Below are 17,797 nucleotides of genomic sequence, written 5' to 3' on the forward strand. Positions count from 1 at the left end.
AAGGATTTAAACCAAGAGCAACCTTTTTGCTCATTGCCTATTTGGATGATAACGAGGCGCAAAATGAAAAAGACAGCTATCGCAATTGCAGTGGCACTGGCTGGCTTCGCTACCGTAGCGCAGGCCGCTCCGAAAGATAACACCTGGTACACCGGTGCTAAACTGGGCTGGTCTCAGTATCACGACACTGGCTACTACGGTCACGGTTACGAGAACAATGACGGTCCAACTCATGAAAGCCAGCTGGGCGCAGGTGCGTTCGTTGGTTATCAGGCAAACCCATACCTGGGCTTCGAGATGGGCTATGACTGGCTGGGTCGCATGCCTAATAAAGGCAATGTGACTAACGGCGCATTCAAAGCACAGGGCGTTCAGCTGGCTGCTAAACTGAGCTACCCAATTAATGACGATCTGGACGTGTATACTCGTCTGGGCGGCATGGTATGGCGTGCAGATGCAACGCAGACTAACCAAACTACTGGCCGCATCAGCGACCACGACACCGGCGTATCTCCGCTGGCTGCAGTTGGTGTTGAGTATGCGCTGACTCAGAACTGGGCTACCCGTCTGGATTACCAGTGGGTTAACAACATCGGTGATGCACAGACCGTTGGTGCTCGTCCAGACAATGGCATGCTGAGCGTAGGCGTTTCATACCGCTTCGGTCAGGATGACGTCGCTGCTCCGGCGCCAGCTCCGGCTCCAGCACCAGCGCCAGTTGTTGAAACCAAGCGTTTCACTCTGAAGTCTGACGTTCTGTTCACCTTCAACAAATCTACCCTGAAGCCAGAAGGCCAGCAGGCTCTGGATCAGCTGTACAGCCAGCTGAGCTCAATGGATCCTAAAGATGGTTCCGTTGTCGTACTGGGCTTCACCGACCGCATCGGTTCAGAGCAGTACAACCAGAAACTGTCTGAGAAACGTGCTCAGTCAGTCGTAGATTACCTGGTCTCTAAAGGTATCCCTTCTAACAAGATCTCTGCACGTGGCATGGGTAAATCTAACCCAGTTACCGGCAATACCTGTGACAGCGTGAAAGGCCGTAATGCCCTGATCGATTGCCTGTCTCCGGATCGTCGCGTAGAAATCGATGTTAAAGGCATCAAAGACGTTGTAACTCAGCCACAGGCTTAAGTTTACATGTCATAAAAAACCCCGCCAAGGCGGGGTTTTTTTATGCCAGTAATAAAGCTGGCATCAGGCGTTCAGGGATGACATTGCTCCCGTTACGTTACTCGCTTTCAGAGCCTGAATTACCCAGGATCGCCTGCAAATCCTGTTTCAGGCTGGACATCTGAGTGGCATATTTCTCTTTACGTTCTGCATCTTCTATCAACTGAACAATTGTTTCAGAAAGCGTGCAGCCGCGCCGCTGTGCCAGTCCCGCCAGTCGTTGCCAGACCAGATATTCAAGGTCGATGGATTTTTTACGGGTGTGCTGATGTTCAGCATTGAAATGGCGTTTTCGCCGGGCACGGATAGTCTGTTTCAGCCGATTATCCAGATCAGAATGGATATGTTCCGCGATCCATTCATTCACCGTGACCGGATTATTTTCCATCGCCAGAAGCTTATCGACTGCAGCCTGCGCCGCACTTAATTCAAGGTGACGCGTGATCAGTTCACCTTCCCGATGTTTTTTCACCAGGTATTTCCACTTCCATCCACATTCAAGATTTTCGAGTTGCTGGTATTTCATCGGAATCTCATCGTGATCACGTAACGAACTAAGAATAACAGCTTTTTTCCCGGATGCAGCAACGAAAAACATGCTGTCATCATCACATCTTCAACAGGAAGTCTGCAGTGCTTAACAAGGGTGATTCCTGTATAATCTCGCTTTTCTTAATACAGACAAATGCGATTATTTTGACCAGCACCCAACTTACGTGGCAGACCTTACAGCCGGATAGCGCGCAATACCAATCCGTTTTCTCCCGAATTGCTGATGAAGAAACTGATGCTCTGGCAACGGTACAGCCCCGTTTGCTGAATGCACTTGCGCATTTACACCATCAGACGCAAGGGTTCCCATTACTGCTGGTTCGTAGCCAGGAGAATCGCGATTATCTGGCATTCATTGCCCAGGCCGCACAACGGGTTATGGCCGACAGTACCACGCTGTATGGTGGTGATTACCATATCATGGCAGATAATGTCACGCTCCAGCCTCCCTCCGATCCGCAACGCCCGTTCACCAGTCAGGGTGGTATTCACTTTGCTGAGTGGATCGAGATGGAACAGTTGTTTGGCTGCGTGCGCCAGTATAAAGATCGCATCCAGCTCGAGCCGGGCCTGATACATCGCGCTAACGGCGGCACGCTGGTGCTTTCGTTGCAAAGCCTGATGACGCAGCCCATTCTCTGGTTGCGCCTGAAAAAGTGTATTGAACAGGGCTATGTCGAGTGGACATCCCAGGACGAACGCCAGCCGCTGCCGGTTTCTATTCCGCCTCTGCCACTCAGCCTCAATCTGGTCCTGTGTGGCGAACGTGAAACGCTGGCAGATTTTCAGGAGCTCGACCCTGAAGCACACGAAATGGCCATCTATACTGAGTTTGAAGAGAATATTCAGATTCTGGATGAGGATGACATGCTTGCCTGGTGTCGCTGGAACGCAGAACTGGCACAGCAGGCGGGGCTGCCCCTGCCGGAAGAGGACTTCTGGCCCGAGCTGATTAAAGAAGGCGTTCGCTATAGCGGCGATCAGGATACCCTGCCACTTTGTCCCCGCTGGCTCCAGCGTCAGATGCGCGAGTCAGCCCTGATGGGCGATGAACAACTCAATGCTGAAGCGCTACGTGATGCGTTGGAAGCGCGCTTATGGCGCGAGAATTATCTCAATGAACGGATGCGTGATGAGATCCTGCTGCGGCAGATTCTGATTGAAACTGAAGGTGAAGTTGTCGGTCAGATTAATGGTCTGTCAGTGGTGGAATTTCCTGGCCACCCGCGCGCCTGGGGCGATACTTCTCGCATTACCTGCGTAGTCCATCCTGGTGATGGTGAGTTCATGGATATCGAACGCAAAGCGGAGCTGGGCGGGAATATCCATGCCAAAGGTATGATGATTATGCAGGCTTACCTCACTGCCGAGCTGGAACTTGATCAGCAACTGCCCTTCTCGGCCTCAATGGTGTTTGAACAATCTTATTCCGAAGTGGATGGTGACAGCGCCTCGCTGGCTGAACTCTGTGCCTTAATAAGCGCATTGGCAAATCAGCCCATCAATCAGCAAATTGCTGTCACCGGCTCGGTCGATCAATTCGGCAACGTGCAACCTGTGGGCGGGCTGAATGAGAAGATCGAAGGCTTCTTTGATATTTGCCATCAGCGAGAACTGACGGGCCAGCAGGGAGTGATTATTCCTGCCTGCAATGTGCGTCATCTTAGTCTGAACCAGGCTGTTGTCACGGCGGTTGAGCAGGGTCGCTTCCACATCTGGGCCATTGACCAGGCCGAGGAAGCACTGCCGCTGCTGACGGGGAAAATCTGGAGTACCGAGGATGGTCTGGGTGATTGCCTGCTGAATACCATCCAGGAACGCATTAGCCTGTTCAACCAGCCGGACGGTCCGCAACGTCCCTGGGCGCTGCGCTGGCTTAACTGGTTTAACCACCGTTAATCCGATTTGCTCAGCGTACAACTGTTCGCTAATATTCGTGATTCACTAAAACAAGGCTTATTGAAAACATGGTAGATAAACGCGAATCCTATACCAAAGAAGATCTGATTCTGTCAGGTCGTGGTGAACTGTTTGGCGAAAATGGTCCGCCGCTTCCATCCGGCAACATGCTGATGATGGACCGCGTGGTCAAAATGACCGAAGACGGCGGCAAATATGACAAAGGCTTTGTTGAAGCGGAGCTGGATATCAATCCCGATCTCTGGTTCTTCGGTTGCCACTTCATTGGCGATCCGGTGATGCCGGGCTGCCTGGGCCTGGATGCCATGTGGCAGCTGGTTGGTTTCTATCTGGGCTGGCTGGGCGGCGAAGGTAAAGGCCGTGCACTGGGCGTGGGTGAAGTGAAATTCACCGGTCAGGTGTTGCCAGAAGCGAAGAAAGTTACTTACCGCATTCACTTCAAACGCGTGATCAACCGTAAACTGGTGATGGGCGTGGCAGATGGTGAAGTGCTGGTTGACGGTAATCTGATCTATACCGCCAGCGATCTGAAAGTCGGCCTGTTTAAAGATACCGCCGCTTTCTAAGCGTTTCCTCCGGAAACAAAAACCTCCGCGCATGGCGGAGGTTATATTCCCTTTTCAGTGACATCCGGTTATGCAGCTACCGACCTGTCCTCCATGGCTTGTCGCCAACCTCCCAACCAGTGAGACTTAGCGTCAATCAACTGATACGGACACATCTCTTTTGAGCGTCCAGTAATGCCTGCCTGATAACCACGTGAATGGGCGCGTTCGAGGCGGTCTCGTTTCTGTCTCTTCATACTCCGTGTCCCTCATGTAAGGTCTGTGGAATCTGGTGGAAAGAAAAGTGGTGATTTAATGTTCAACCACCCTTATGTTCTACCTCCTGCGAATCCAAAGATCAATGCTCAATCTTCATGCCAGTGTCATAAATGTGACCTTAATCGGTAAAAATAACGGCGTTTTGTGATGCACACATCAACACCATCTCTCTGATTAAGCTAATAAAAAAGCCCCTGGCCGGCGTCGAAAAATCACGACAACCGGACAGGGGCTTAGCTTATTTATTCACATTAATCTTAATTTAACGCAACCACACTGTTGGCAATCTTCTGCGCAGTCTGTTGCCAGCCCGCCGCCAGCGTACGGACCATAGCATCATAGCCATCTTCGGTTTGCGGCAGAACCAGATTAAACGCCTGCTTAGTCAGACGGCCCTGATGTTCCAGCGTCCATTCACCACTGACGATCGCTTTGCCATCGTAACGTCCCTGGAAGCCGGTGACCGTCACGTTAAGCGTATCGTGTTGCGCACCTAACGGTGAACCGGCCACCAGCCGGCCTGGCAACGCCTTGCTCAGGTTAGTGATCAGCGTCTGCTGCAACTGCTGATCGAGCGGACTGGCCCAGAGATTATTTGTGGCGATGACATATTTGACATCGCTGGTCTGATAAACCAGTCCATTGCCTGCCAGATAATCCGGCACCGTCACCTGCTGCACCCACAACATGGGCTGCGCTTCATTCAGCTGGCTGCTGCTGACCTGCATGGATGCCGCCCCGGAGGGCAGCTGATACCAGGTATTGTCAACGCTGCTACTGCACGCACTTAACACCAGCGCGGCACAAAGTATCAATCCTTTCTTCACTGTTTCGCCCTCTTCGGCTGGGGATCCTGTCCCGGTTTCGCCTCAAATACCAGCGCATTGCTCTTATTGTTGAGCGTTCTCAGTACCGGCTGAAGTTCACGCAGTACCTGATCCAGTCGCTGCATATCGCCTACCACTTTGGTGTAAGCTGGCGAACCTGGCTGCAGGCCCTTCATGCTGCGGTTCAGCTCGCGCAATGTCTGCTGCAGATCTTCCGGCAGCGTTTTCATCGCCGGACTGCCAGTGACTTTGTTGATGTTGTCGATGGTGCGCTGCAGATCACGCATCGTTTTCTGGCTCTCTTTCAGTGTACCTGTGGCTTCGTTAACCATGCCGTTCAGTGGAAGACTGTTGATTTTATCCAGTGCCGCCATCAGCTTCTGCTGAATCTGGCTCAGGCCACCACTGACCGTTGGGATCACTTCATAGCCAGAGACTTTCTGTGGTCCTTTATAGGCTGGCGCATTGTCATAGAAGTCGAGATCGACATAGAGTGCGCCCGACAGCAGGTTGCCCGTTTTCAGCGTGGCACGCAGACCGCGTTTCTTACCATCCTGCAGATGCTGTTCAAGATCGAAATTTTCACCCAGCCGGCTGATAAAGCGATCCGGCTCAATACGAATCAGTACCGGTACGCGGTAATCATTATTCAGCGCCTGATCCAGGCCTGCTTTCATCAATGGCGCTTCAGAAACGGTACCCAGACGAATACCCCGGAACTCAACCGGCGCGCCTGCCTGAAGACCACGAATCGAGTCGGTGAAGAACATCAGGTAATCAATATGGTTGGTATAAAGTGAGTCCTGAATACTGCGCTGATCGTCAAACAGATGATAATCAGATTTGTTCTGCGCAGGCTCACCCAGTTCCCAGCCATCCGGCACATCAAAACTGACGCCACCACTGAAGAGCGTCGTGAGCGAACCCATTTCTACGCGCATGCCAGAGGCAGACATATCCACGGCGATACCGCTGTCCTTCCAGAAACGCACGTTGGTCGTCACCAGGCGGTCGTAAGGCGCAGCGACAAACAGCTGATAGGTCATCATACGTTTATCAGTATCAAAAACGCTGGTCTCAACCGTACCGACGCGATAGCCGCGGAACAGCACCGGATCGCCCGGATTAAGCTGACCCGCTTTTTTGCTGTCGAGAATAATGCGGATACCTTTCGCATCTGGCGGCGCTAAAGGAGGGGCATCGAGCAGGTTAAACTGTTCTGGCGCTTCACTTTTGGTGCCGGGCTGTAATTCAATGTAGGCACCTGACAGCAGCGTTCCCAGCCCGCTGATGCCTTCACGTCCTATTTGCGGTTTCACTACCCAGAAAACACTGTCTTTATGCAGCAGTTTTCCCATACCCGCATTAAGACGGGCCTTAATTTCTACATGGTGGAGATCGTCGCTTAACACCGCGCTCTCCACGATACCGACATCCACGCTGCGACTTTTAATTGTGGTTTTACCCGCAACAATGCCTTCGGCGTTTTCGGTGATTAAGGTGACTTCAGGCCCCTGATGGCTGAAATGGTAGAACAGGATCCACCCGCCAATTAACAGCGTAACGATGGGGACAATCCAGACCGGCGACCAGCGCTTAATCTGTTCCACCTTTGCATGGCCGTGGTTAGTTTCCGTCAAGGCGCGACTCCTTCATATTGTTTTCGCGTACACGATCCCAGGTTAATCGCGGGTCAAAGGTCATGGCAGCAATCATGGTGATAATCACCACCATCGCAAACAGTACTGCCCCCCACGCGGGATAAACATTCATTAATTGCCCCATACGCACCAGCGCAGAGAGCACGGCAATCACAAACACGTCAATCATTGACCAGCGGCCAACAAATTCAACCACTTCATAAATTTTGTGCATCCTGTGGCTGTCACGCCGTCCGCGCCCGCTGGCATCCCAGCAGAGCCAGCCAATCGCCAGCATTTTTAGCGTAGGCACCATAATGCTGGCGATAAAAATCACCAGCGCTACCGGATAAGAACCGTCATCCCACAGCACAATCACCCCCGCCATAATATTAGAGGGATACGCTGTGCCGAGGGTTTCCGTCACCATGATCGGCAACAGGTTGGCGGGGATATAAAGCAGTATGGAGGTAAACAACAGCGCCAGCGTCCACTGCAGGCTGTGCTTTCGTCGCGCCTGCGCCGTTACGCCGCAGCGCGGACAGGTATGCTCAGCTTCAGGCAGAATGGCCGTACAGCATGGGCAGGAACGCAGGCCCTGCTCTAAACCACTGATGCCCACTTCGGGCAGATGAGGTAGCGCGGGTCGGGGGGAGAGACTCTCCCACAACTCGCGCCGGTCAACGCACTGAAAGGCCCGAAGTTGTAACAGACAAAACAACACCCACGGCCAGAAACTGGTCTCCAGGCCAATCTCACCGTAGGCCATCAGTTTGACGAAGCTGACCAGCACGCCCGCCATAAAAATTTCTGCCATGCCCCAGTTACGCAGCTGAAACAGGATGCGTGCCAGACCAATTTTAAGTCGGGTTGGAAAAGGAACCGGATTGACCAGCAGTATAATGGTGATCATGCAGAAAGCCGGGACCGCCTGCACAAAGAGCAGGAACAGCGTCGCCAGGCTGCTGTAATCTTCCGTCACCATGACCTTGGGGATCTGCGAAAGTGTAATCTGGCTGGTCAGCCCCGCAACTTTCATTGAGACGAAAGGAAACAGATTCGCCAGCAGCAGCATAAAGAGTGCTGCCAGCGCATAGCCCGTCGGTCGTTTGCGCGGCTCGTGCCAGTTGGCCGTCAGGGAGGTGTGGCAGCGCGGGCATGATGCACGGCTGCCAACGGGAATGTCCGGCAGCTTAATCATTAAATCGCATTGTGGACAAAGTATCCACGCGTTACTTTTCACTGCTGAACACATCCGTTAGCCCTGCCCTACGCGCCGTTTTTCAGTGACTCAAGCTCTTCCCAGCGCGCAAAAGCGGTTTCCAGCTCCTGCTCAGCCTGCGCCAGATTATCCAGCACCGGCTGTGTCTGATCGTGTGCCTGACTGAAGAAGTCCGGGTGACTCATCTTCGCCTGCAGTTCGCCGATGCGCGCCTCCAGCTGCTCCAGTTTTTGCGGCAACTGTTCCAGCTCTCGCGCCAGGTTGTAGCTGAGTTTATTTACGTTACGCTTCGCATCACTCTTCTCTGCGGCAGGCTTAGCGGTATTAGCCGTCGCTTTTGCGGGTGTGGCAGCTCTGTGCTGACGGTAGGCGGCGCGCTGCTGCTGAGCATCGTGATAACCGCCCACAAAGGTGCCGATTTCGCCGTTGCCTTCAAAAATCCAGCACTCAGTGACGGTATTGTCGACGAACTGACGATCGTGACTGACCAGTAAGACGGTGCCCTGATAACCATCAATCAGCTCTTCCAGCAGTTCCAGCGTTTCGACGTCGAGGTCGTTTGTTGGTTCATCCAGAATCATCAGGTTGCTGGGACGCAGGAACAGACGCGCCAGCAACAGGCGGTTACGTTCACCACCCGAAAGTGCGCGCACCGGCGTCATGGCACGTTTAGGATGGAACAGGAAGTCCTGCAGATAGCCCAGCACGTGGCGCGGTTTGCCGTTAACCAGCACTTCCTGCTTGCCTTCGGCCAGGTTGTCCATCACGGTGCGATCCGGATCCAGTTCAGCGCGATGCTGGTCAAAGTAGGCCACTTCCAGCTTGGTGCCGGAATGCACGCGGCCATGATCCGCTTTTAATTGCTGCAGCATCAGACGCAGTAAGGTGGTTTTACCGCAACCGTTCGGTCCAATCAGCGCAATTTTGTCGCCACGCTGAACCTGGGTTGAGAAATCCTTCACCAGCACTTTGCCGTCGACCGCGTAGTCGACATGTTCCAGCTCAAACACAATTTTGCCGGAGCGGGACGCTTCGCCCACCTGCATGTTGGCTTTGCCCATGACTTCGCGACGTTCCGAATGCTCACGACGCAGCGCTTTCAGCGCACGCACACGGCCTTCGTTACGTGTACGACGGGCTTTGATGCCCTGACGGATCCACACCTCTTCCTGCGCAAGCTTGCGGTCGAATTCTGCGTTCTGCATCTCTTCAACGCGCAAGGCTTCTTCTTTGCCTTCCAGATAGAGATCGTAGTTGCCCGGCCAGGAGACCAGCTTGCCGCGGTCGAGATCGACGATACGTGTCGCCATGTTGCGGATAAACGAACGGTCATGCGAAATAAAGATGATGCTGCCGGTGAAGTTCTTCAGGAACGTTTCCAGCCAGTCGATGGTTTCAATATCGAGGTGGTTGGTTGGCTCATCCAGCATCAGCACGCGCGGGTTACTGACCAGCGCACGGCCCAGCGCCGCTTTACGCAGCCAGCCGCCAGAGAGCGACGACAGTTCGGTATCGGGCTGCAGACCAATCTGCTCCAGCACGTCATGGATGCGGCTTTCCAGCTGCCACAAATTCTGATGGTCGAGAATAGTCTGCAGACGCGCCATCTCATTGAGGTTTTTATCGCTTGGATCGTCCATCACCACATGGGAAATGGCGTGATAGGCTTTCAGATGCTCAGCCTGCTCTTCAACGCCCTCAGCCACGAAGTCATAGACCGAACCGGTGATGTTACGCGGTGGATCCTGTTGCAGACGCGCAACCACCAGATCGGTTTCATAAATAATGCGGCCATCATCCAGCGGCTGTTCGCCGTTGATGATTTTCATCAGTGTGGATTTACCTGCACCGTTACGGCCCACCAGACAGACGCGTTCGTTCTCTTCAATGTGCAGTTCGGTGTTGTCTAGCAGCGGCGCATCGCTGAAGGAGAGATAAGCGCCGTGGATACTGATTAATGACATGTAATCTTATTCCTTACCGGCGTGAGTGATCAGCCAGCAGTTGTGAATTTGACGGTTACGCGCGAAGTCCTGCGACTGTGTTTTCTGGGTAATATCCTGCGCCTGCAGGCCCAGTGCTTTCAGGCCATCCATGTCCATTTTGAAACCGCGTTTGTTATTGGAGAACATGATGGTGCCGCCGCGACGCAGCAGGCGCTTCAGGTTACGCATCAGCATCATATGATCGCGCTGAACGTCAAAGCTCTCTTCCATACGTTTTGAGTTGGAGAAGGTTGGCGGATCGATAAAGATCAGGTCAAAATTCTCGTCACTCTCATTCAGCCAGCTCAGGCAGTCTGCCTGCATCAGGCGGTGCTGACGCCCGGTCAGTCCGTTAAGACGCAGGTTGCGCTCCGCCCACTCCAGATAGGTCCGCGACATATCGACCGTGGTGGTCGAACGCGCCCCACCCAGACCGGCATGCACACTGGCGGTGCCGGTATAGGCAAACAGGTTCAGGAAATCTTTGCCCTGGCTCATCTGGCCGAGCATTTTACGGGCAATGCGGTGATCGAGGAACAGGCCGGTATCGAGATAGTCGGTCAGATTCACCCAGAAATGCGCATTAAACTCTTTAACTTCGAAATAGTCGCCCTTTTCGCTGAGCTTCTGATACTGCGCTTTGCCTTTCTGACGCTCACGCGTTTTCATAATCAGACGGTCGGCAGGCAGTTCCAGTACGCTCAGGGTCGCGCTGATCACATCGAACAGGCGCTGACGCGCTTTGTTCGGATCGATCGTTTTCGGTGGCGCGTATTCCTGGATAATCACCCAGTCGCCATAGCGATCGACAGCGACGTTGTAGTCTGGCAGATCGGCGTCATAAATGCGGTAGCATTCAATGCCTTCCTGACGCGCCCACTTCTCCAGCTTTTTCACATTTTTACGCAGACGGTTCGCGTAATCTTCCGCAATCTGACCGGCGCTTTCATGGCTGTTGACCGCCAGCTGATAATTTTTCTGAACGCAATCCAGCGGACCGTTTTTCGCTTTGAACTGGCGGTCGGCACGCAGTTGCAGGCAGCTCAGCAGTTCAGGCGAGGCGCTGAACAGCGACAGATTCCAGCCGCCAAAATGCTGCTTCATCAGACGTCCAAGCTGGCTGTGCAGCGCAATGAGGGCGGGTTCGCTCTCCAGACGTTCACCGTAAGGCGGATTGCTCAGCACCGTGCCATGCACAGCCGGATCGACCGGATTGGTCAGCTTCAGCAGGTCCTGTTGAGCAAAGGTAAAGAGTTCATAAACGCCTGCACGACGGGCATTCGACTGCGCCCACTCCAGTACACGGCCATTATTATCATAGCCAAAGAAGCGCGCCTGGGTGGCGGCGGTGCCCGCACGGGCACGCGCCTGCGCCTCGGCTTTCACATCCTGCCACAGAGCCGCATTAAACTGGCTCCAGGCGGTGAAGCCCCAGTGCTTGCGCAGCAGGCCTGGTGCGCGATCGCAGGCGATCAGTGCGGCTTCAATCAGCAGCGTACCGGAACCACACATCGGATCGATCAGCGGCGTGGTCGGCTCCCAGCCAGAACGCAGCACAATCGCTGCGGCCAGCGTCTCTTTCAACGGTGCCTGACCGGTTTGCTGCCGATAGCCGCGCTGATGCAGCGAGCTGCCGCTGAGATCCAGCGCAATACTGGCACGATCGTCATTCAGCCAGACGTTGACACGGATATCCGCCTGCTCACGATCGACATTCGGCCGCTCGAGGTTTTGACGGGTAAAGCTGTCCACGATGGCATCTTTCACTTTCAGCGCGCCAAACTGGCTATTACGAATCGAGTCGTTGGTGCCGCTGAAATGCACGACAAACGTTTTGTCGCTGCCGAACATCGTCGGCCAGTCCACGCTCTGTACACCCAGATAGAGATCAAGATCGCTGTAGACGCCAAACTCTCCCAGCGGCAACAGGATGCGTGATGCTAAACGACTCCACATCAGACTTTGGTACATGGCGCGATCGTCGGCTTCGTAGTGAACGCCTCCCTGCACCACTTGCAAATCCTGCGCGCCCAGCGCGTCCAGCTCACTTTTTAACAGCTCTTCGAGCCCACGCGCCGTGCTGGCAAACAGAGAATTCATATCGTCACTTTTTAACTCTTGAGAAAATTGTCGCGCATTATAGCGAATCGGAGACCTATGTCATAAAGTTAGCTTCTTTTGTGTCGCGCGTCGGGTTCAAGGAGAACACCATGATCACGCTTTCCCGCTTATTTATTCATCCTGTGAAGTCGATGCGGGGATTAGCGTTATCACACGCGCTGGTCACTGACAGCGGACTGGCGTTTGATCGTCTGTTTATGGTGACCGAACCTGATGGCACCTTTATTACCGCCCGCCAGCACCCGGAGATGGTGCGCTTTACGCCCGCGATTCTGCCGGATGGCCTGTTGCTGGCGGCGCCAGATGGGAGTCAGTCCCTGATCCGCTTCAGCGATTTCGATGAGCAGGATCATCCCACCGAAGTCTGGGGTAATCATTTTACCGCGCGCATAGCGCCCCTTGCGATAAATCAGTGGCTGAGCCAGTTCTTCCCGCGCGACGTTCAGTTGCGCTGGGTCGGGCCACAACCCAGCCGCCGGGTCAAAAAGTTTGATCATATTCCGCTTAGCTTTGCCGATGGCTTTCCGTTTTTGCTGATCAACAACGCGTCGCTGCATGATCTGCAACAACGCTGCCCGGCCAGCGTCCGAGCCGAACAGTTTCGTCCGAATCTGGTCGTCAGCGGTGCTGCCGCATGGGATGAAGATAGCTGGGCAGAAATTCAGATTGGCGACGTGATATTCGAGGTGCCAAAGCCCTGCAGTCGCTGTGTGCTCACCACGGTCAGCACCGAGACCGGCGTTAAGCATCCCACCGGTCATCCGCTGGCGACGTTGCAGACTTTTCGTACCGCTCAGGATGGCAGTGGTGACATCGATTTCGGCCTGAACTTAGTGGCGCGTAGCAGCGGCGTGGTGCGTGCGGGTGATGAAATGATTGTCCTGAAACGTCATGCATCGCGCAGGTATGGGGCGGGTGAAGTGGTTGAAACGTTGAAACCAGAAAAACAGGCGCCTGAAACCGTGAACATTACTTATCAGGGTCAGACATTCACCGGGGATAATCAGCAGGTGTTACTGGATCAACTGGAGATGCAGGGCTTTCGCATACCCTATTCCTGTCGTGCAGGTCTCTGTGGCAGTTGCAAGCTGAATCTGGTCGCAGGTGAGGTGAAGGCGCTGAAACAGAGTGCCCTGCGTCAGGACGGCACACTGTTAAGCTGTAGCTGTATTCCGGCGGGCGATGTTGAACTGAGATGATCAGACAGCGCGGGCGAAAGGTGCAGCAACGTCCTCATGCCAGGGCTGCAGGCGATCGTTCATCACTTTGATGGCATCGCCGAGCACCATGTTTTTTCCCGCCAGCGTGAGACCTTGCTGCGCCAGCAGACAGAGCGCCGCATTATCACCACTTTCAACCACCAGCAGACGTGCCTGTGTTCCCTCTTCAGCCAGCGTAACCTGTACCATTTCGCCAGGACGAGGCTGCATGGCCGGGGCATATGAGGTGAAATGCCAGCTTTTAGGCATCAGGGGTTTGAGAAAGCGGGCAGCGACCAGTGCGTTTAACACCAACTCAGCACGGTGACTGCCACTGAGTTTGCAATGACGGCAGGTCTCTTCAAACGTGTAATAAAGAGCAGCGTCATCGACACAAAAGCCCGATTCAGCGAAAGCGTCCGGTGTGAGCATTTTGCGGGAATAGCGGGAACGAAACAGCATACCGTCGGCCAGATCGAGCATCATTCGATCGTGGCTGCTGTCAAAATACCAACGCCAGTTATCATCGGGTTTAATTTTCATCGTGTGCCCTGTATTTACCGCTGCGCCAAAAATCACGCAGAATTCAGCGAAAAAGAAACATAAGGAAAAGCTGAAAAAGCGTGCAACAGGACAAAATATAAACGAGCCGAGGGGATAAATAAAGCCCCCGGCCCGTCATTGTGAGAATTGTCTTAGATATTGGTAACGATATCTTTAATTAAGCCCGGTCCCTGATAAATAAAACCTGAATAAATCTGAACTAATGTTGCCCCGGCGGCGATTTTTTCACGTGCGGCCGTTAAAGAATCAATGCCCCCAACGCCAATAATCGGCAGGCGTCCCTGCAGTTCCTGAGAGAGGCGCTGGATAACCGCTGTGCTCCGGGACTGAACTGGCCGGCCACTTAATCCGCCTGCTTCCTCAGCATATTTGAGTCCACTAACCAGCGAACGATCGAGGGTGGTATTGCAGGCAATAACACCATCAATCTGATGACGAATTAAACTGTCTGCGACCTGAATTAACTCCTCTTCCGAGAGATCGGGCGCAATTTTCACGGCCAGCGGAACATATTTAAGGTGACGCTGTTCCAGCTCTTTTTGTTTTTGTTTGATTGAGGAGAGCAGATCATCCAGCGCCTCGCCATATTGCAGCGAACGCAAACCTGGCGTGTTAGGGGAGGAAATATTGATGGCGATATAACCGGCGTGGGCATAGACCTTCTCCATGCAGATCAGATAATCATCTTTGCCCTGCTCGACTGGCGTATCTTTATTTTTACCGATATTGATTCCCAGCACGCCGTTAAAACGCGCTTTTTTCACGTTTTCAACCAGATGATCGACACCCAGATTATTAAATCCCATCCGATTGATAATTCCGCCTGCTTCCACCAGCCGAAACATGCGTGGCTTATCATTACCCGCCTGAGGGCGCGGCGTGACGGTACCGACTTCAACAAAACCAAAGCCCATCGCGGCAAACGCATCAATACACTCTGCGTTCTTATCCAGCCCGGCGGCCAGACCCAGGGCGTTCTTAAAGGTCAGTCCCATACAGGTAACCGGACGCGACGGCAGAGTCTGGCGATAGAACATCTCAAGTGGCGTGCCGCTCATAAAGCGTAGTTGCTGAAAGGTGAGTTCGTGTGCGCGTTCGGGGTCGAGTTTAAACAGCGCCGGTCGGACGATAGGATAAAACATGCACTCTCCTGAAGGACGGAAGCGATCGTGGAAGTCGGTGCACGGGAAAATGTGCGCCAGAATGGTAAAGTGCTCTGGCGCAAAAGTAAATCGAACTGCGGGGTGGTGGGAAGTTAACTGAAAATCCCTTGATCTTACGCAGCGGAATCGTTTACGGGGCGATTTTCCACCTGCGAGGGGAACAGATATTCCCGCAGGATCCCGTGACGCTGCATGATGCCAAAAATACCGATGCAGACGAACGCTTCTGCCCCGACCATCGACCATGCGGCCCCGATCGCACCAAACTTCCACGCCAGGAAACAGCACAGCGGCACGTTAATCACACCCGCGGCCATCATCACCCACATACGCTGACGCGCTAAACCATGTGGAATCAGAATCTGTAATCCGGCCGGATAAGCAATGTTGCCAAACAGGAAGCAGAGCACAAAGACACGCAGCACATCCGCCGACGGAATAAAGTCCTTACCCAGTAAGATTGAAACCACCAGGTCAGCAAAGAACCAGGTAAAGATCACAATCGACAGACTCAGGGAAAACGACAGCAGCAGGCTTTTGCGCGTCGCTGCAATGGCAGCCCGTTTATCCCGGCCAAACAGATGACTGACGCGCGGGAAGAAGGCGCTGCCAATCTGCTCTGGCACAGAGTTAGCGGCTTTACGCAGACGATCCGCACCGTTATAGATACCCACCATATAGGTGGAGGTAAAGGAAGCGAGAATCACGACGTTGACGCTGTTGAACAGATTGGCACCGGCAATGGCGATAAAGACATCCATGCTGTCGGTGATGCGCTGTTTGATTTCACGGGGCTCAAAGCGATAACGGCCAATGACCTTCATCTCCAGCACAAACTTCAGCGTAATCGCTGCACTGATGATCGAGACAGTGCCAGGGATCAGGGCAGCCAGCCAGGTATCCTGCGGGGATTTCACCAGTAAAAACGTTAGCGGAATCGCACAGAAGTTCCCGAAGGTAGCGATCATTGCCGTCTTACCCAACTTCTCAAAGCCCTGCATCAGCCAGCCAAATGAAAACAACGAGCCTATCAGCGTGGTGCAGTTCGCCAGGATGATAAAGAACAACGGATGCCAGGCAGGATTGAACCAGGTCGCGGTCAGCAGCGTACCGCTGGTCACCACCAGCAGCATCAGCTTGGCGTTAAATGTTGACCAGAAAAGCTGAGTGACGCGTTCTTTGTCATCACGATGGTGAGCAATATCTTTGGTGGTAAAGACATTGAATCCCCAGTCAGAGATGGTACTGCAATAGAGCACACAGGCGATCGCCAGTGCCAGCGTACCCATCTGCTCTACACCCAGAACACGGGCAAGATAGGGCAGCGTCGCCAGCGGAAAAAGAAACGACGCACCACGATAGGCCAGCAGGGAGAAAATATTAATAATCAGACTTTTATCAAGAACTTTTGCCATGACGCAACAACCTTATACACATTGCATGTCTCACCTTCTCATTTCGCTAAGGCATAAACAATATCGCTTCACATTTTTCAGAATCAGGCTGTTTTTTGTGATCAGGCCGCGTTTTTCAACTCTTTTTTGACTTTGTAATGCTGCAGCGCAATAAACAGTTCAGGACGATTAAACAATAACCGCTCTTTAAAGCTCTCTGCTTTTACATTACGTCCCAAAAAGCGAATAGCATTCAGCACATATTCAGGAACAGGTGTTCGATTGTAGAGTGATAAATAGATCATCAGACGAAACGAGTGAACTAAATAGGCTTTTTCCAGGGTGTCACGCCATGCTGATTTAACCATCGATCCGGTTAACGTGTTGTAGGCGTGCATAAAAGCGTCATAGCGCTGATGGAAAAACTCATTGCTTTTAGTACTGTTGGTCAGTGAACCGTTGCGAATACGCTGTTTATAATAGACCTGATGACTGACCCAGGCCTGCTGACTTTTCATAAAACAGGAAAGGGTAAAATTGTGGTCTTCATGAACACGTTTAACAAAGCGCAATTTATGCTGCTCAATAACGCGTTTGCTGATGACATAACTCCAGGCCGCCGAGGTATAGCTGCCATTACGCAGCAGCGCCAGCAGGACCTCCTGTGGCTTTTGCTGGCCAAAGAGTTCGTGCCTCACTTTTGGTGAAGTGATGTCAATCTGACCATCGCGGAATACACACGATTTAAAACAGAACAGGTCCGTTTCAGGATGCGTTTCCGCCACCCTGGCCAGCTCGGCCACCAGGCCGTCCGCCACGACGTCGTCCGGATCACAGAAAAAGAGAAACTGTCCCTTCGCCTGTGCAATGCCCACATCCCGGGCCTGACCGGCGCCTCCATTTTCAGTGGTAATTATTTTCACCTGAGGAAGATGCGCATAATTCTGTTCAAGTAAGGCTAATGTTCCATCGGTGGAACCATCATTCACAATGAGTATTTCATTGGGCGCTTTAACCTGACGTAATAATGAATCGACGCACTCCACAATATATTTTTCAACATTGTAAGTTGGAATAATTACAGATAATAGAGTGTCAGACATAGGCAATTCTCTGCTGTTAGAAAAAAGACAATACGCGTCACCTGCCAGATGCAGGTCCTGACCAGAGGCGAAACGTCGAAAAGAGTAATGCGCTATTATTATGATAGCTT

The 17,797-nt window shown here is 52.9% G+C and carries 15 protein-coding genes; 4 read left to right on the plus strand and 11 right to left on the minus strand.

Annotated features, from left to right (window positions below):
- Positions 1-63: 63 nt before the first annotated feature.
- The gene (gene ompA / locus IAI47_RS12645) at positions 64-1,134 is read left to right on the plus strand and encodes a porin OmpA (RefSeq protein WP_008925879.1); all 1,071 of its coding nucleotides are present in this window, start codon (positions 64-66) and stop codon (positions 1,132-1,134) included.
- A 97-nt stretch (positions 1,135-1,231) separates the two neighbouring features.
- Here ompA and matP read toward each other — a convergent pair whose 3' ends face one another.
- The gene (gene matP / locus IAI47_RS12650) at positions 1,232-1,699 is read right to left on the minus strand and encodes a macrodomain Ter protein MatP (RefSeq protein WP_008925878.1); all 468 of its coding nucleotides are present in this window, start codon (positions 1,697-1,699) and stop codon (positions 1,232-1,234) included.
- 53 nt (positions 1,700-1,752) lie between these two features.
- Here matP and IAI47_RS12655 point away from each other — a divergent pair, with 53 nt between their 5' ends.
- Positions 1,753-3,624 carry a Lon protease family protein gene (locus IAI47_RS12655; RefSeq protein WP_050540844.1) on the plus strand — a complete coding sequence of 624 codons (1,872 nt, stop codon included), beginning with the start codon at positions 1,753-1,755 and terminating at the stop codon, positions 3,622-3,624.
- Positions 3,625-3,692: 68 nt separating this feature from the next.
- The gene (gene fabA, locus IAI47_RS12660) at positions 3,693-4,211 is read left to right on the plus strand and encodes a bifunctional 3-hydroxydecanoyl-ACP dehydratase/trans-2-decenoyl-ACP isomerase (RefSeq protein ID WP_008925876.1); all 519 of its coding nucleotides are present in this window, start codon (positions 3,693-3,695) and stop codon (positions 4,209-4,211) included.
- Between the two features lie 68 nt (positions 4,212-4,279).
- Here the strand turns inward: fabA and rmf are convergent, their stop codons facing one another.
- From rmf to rlmKL, 6 genes are all read right to left on the minus strand, one after another.
- Positions 4,280-4,447 (minus strand): ribosome modulation factor, encoded by a 168-nt coding sequence (rmf, locus tag IAI47_RS12665; protein WP_008925875.1) that lies wholly within the window; start codon positions 4,445-4,447, stop codon positions 4,280-4,282.
- A 279-nt stretch (positions 4,448-4,726) separates the two neighbouring features.
- Complete coding sequence (pqiC, locus tag IAI47_RS12670) at positions 4,727-5,296, minus strand: membrane integrity-associated transporter subunit PqiC (protein ID WP_008925874.1); 570 nt, start codon at positions 5,294-5,296, stop codon at positions 4,727-4,729.
- The gene (gene pqiB, locus IAI47_RS12675) at positions 5,293-6,936 is read right to left on the minus strand and encodes an intermembrane transport protein PqiB (RefSeq protein ID WP_008925873.1); all 1,644 of its coding nucleotides are present in this window, start codon (positions 6,934-6,936) and stop codon (positions 5,293-5,295) included. The genes pqiC and pqiB overlap by 4 nt, the downstream gene beginning before the upstream one ends.
- A complete protein-coding gene (gene pqiA / locus IAI47_RS12680) occupies positions 6,923-8,191 on the minus strand; it encodes a membrane integrity-associated transporter subunit PqiA (RefSeq protein WP_008925872.1) in 1,269 nt (422 codons plus the stop codon). Before pqiA ends, pqiB begins: the two co-directional genes overlap by 14 nt.
- Positions 8,192-8,205: 14 nt before the next feature.
- The gene (locus IAI47_RS12685; protein ID WP_008925871.1) at positions 8,206-10,122 is read right to left on the minus strand and encodes an ABC transporter ATP-binding protein; all 1,917 of its coding nucleotides are present in this window, start codon (positions 10,120-10,122) and stop codon (positions 8,206-8,208) included.
- A gap of 6 nt (positions 10,123-10,128) precedes the next feature.
- On the minus strand, positions 10,129-12,243 hold the full coding sequence (gene rlmKL, locus IAI47_RS12690) for a bifunctional 23S rRNA (guanine(2069)-N(7))-methyltransferase RlmK/23S rRNA (guanine(2445)-N(2))-methyltransferase RlmL (RefSeq protein WP_008925870.1): 2,115 nt from the start codon (positions 12,241-12,243) through the stop codon (positions 10,129-10,131).
- A 110-nt stretch (positions 12,244-12,353) separates the two neighbouring features.
- Between rlmKL and IAI47_RS12695 the strand changes: the two genes are divergently transcribed.
- Entirely contained in the window at positions 12,354-13,463 is a 1,110-nt protein-coding gene (locus IAI47_RS12695; protein ID WP_008925869.1) for a YcbX family protein, read from the plus strand.
- Here IAI47_RS12695 and IAI47_RS12700 read toward each other — a convergent pair whose 3' ends face one another.
- The 4 genes from IAI47_RS12700 to IAI47_RS12715 form a co-directional block, all read right to left on the minus strand.
- Complete coding sequence (locus IAI47_RS12700; RefSeq protein WP_008925868.1) at positions 13,464-14,006, minus strand: cell division protein ZapC; 543 nt, start codon at positions 14,004-14,006, stop codon at positions 13,464-13,466.
- 152 nt (positions 14,007-14,158) lie between these two features.
- Positions 14,159-15,169, minus strand: coding sequence for a quinone-dependent dihydroorotate dehydrogenase (gene pyrD / locus IAI47_RS12705; protein ID WP_008925867.1), 1,011 nt, complete (start codon positions 15,167-15,169; stop codon positions 14,159-14,161).
- Positions 15,170-15,303: 134 nt separating this feature from the next.
- Positions 15,304-16,605, minus strand: coding sequence for a flippase (locus tag IAI47_RS12710; protein WP_008925866.1), 1,302 nt, complete (start codon positions 16,603-16,605; stop codon positions 15,304-15,306).
- 101 nt (positions 16,606-16,706) lie between these two features.
- Positions 16,707-17,687 (minus strand): glycosyltransferase family 2 protein, encoded by a 981-nt coding sequence (locus tag IAI47_RS12715; protein WP_008925865.1) that lies wholly within the window; start codon positions 17,685-17,687, stop codon positions 16,707-16,709.
- Positions 17,688-17,797: the final 110 nt, after the last annotated feature.

The sequence above is a fragment of the Pantoea sp. MT58 genome (genome assembly GCF_014495885.1).
In the GTDB taxonomy this organism is placed as follows: Bacteria; Pseudomonadota; Gammaproteobacteria; order Enterobacterales; family Enterobacteriaceae; genus Pantoea; species Pantoea eucalypti.

Bases quoted from the DNA above. Each gene is read 5' to 3' on its own strand.
- IAI47_RS12695 (WP_008925869.1), top strand. From the start codon at position 12,354: ATGATCACGCTTTCCCGCTTATTTATTCATCCTGTGAAGTCGATGCGG.
- ompA (WP_008925879.1), top strand. From the start codon at position 64: ATGAAAAAGACAGCTATCGCAATTGCAGTGGCACTGGCTGGCTTCGCT.
- rmf (WP_008925875.1), bottom strand. From the start codon at position 4,447: ATGAAGAGACAGAAACGAGACCGCCTCGAACGCGCCCATTCACGTGGT.
- matP (WP_008925878.1), bottom strand. From the start codon at position 1,699: ATGAAATACCAGCAACTCGAAAATCTTGAATGTGGATGGAAGTGGAAA.
- pyrD (WP_008925867.1), bottom strand. From the start codon at position 15,169: ATGTTTTATCCTATCGTCCGACCGGCGCTGTTTAAACTCGACCCCGAA.
- fabA (WP_008925876.1), top strand. From the start codon at position 3,693: ATGGTAGATAAACGCGAATCCTATACCAAAGAAGATCTGATTCTGTCA.
- IAI47_RS12715 (WP_008925865.1), bottom strand. From the start codon at position 17,687: ATGTCTGACACTCTATTATCTGTAATTATTCCAACTTACAATGTTGAA.
- IAI47_RS12710 (WP_008925866.1), bottom strand. From the start codon at position 16,605: ATGGCAAAAGTTCTTGATAAAAGTCTGATTATTAATATTTTCTCCCTG.
- rlmKL (WP_008925870.1), bottom strand. From the start codon at position 12,243: ATGAATTCTCTGTTTGCCAGCACGGCGCGTGGGCTCGAAGAGCTGTTA.
- IAI47_RS12685 (WP_008925871.1), bottom strand. From the start codon at position 10,122: ATGTCATTAATCAGTATCCACGGCGCTTATCTCTCCTTCAGCGATGCG.
- IAI47_RS12700 (WP_008925868.1), bottom strand. From the start codon at position 14,006: ATGAAAATTAAACCCGATGATAACTGGCGTTGGTATTTTGACAGCAGC.
- pqiA (WP_008925872.1), bottom strand. From the start codon at position 8,191: ATGTGTTCAGCAGTGAAAAGTAACGCGTGGATACTTTGTCCACAATGC.
- IAI47_RS12655 (WP_050540844.1), top strand. From the start codon at position 1,753: ATGCAGCAACGAAAAACATGCTGTCATCATCACATCTTCAACAGGAAG.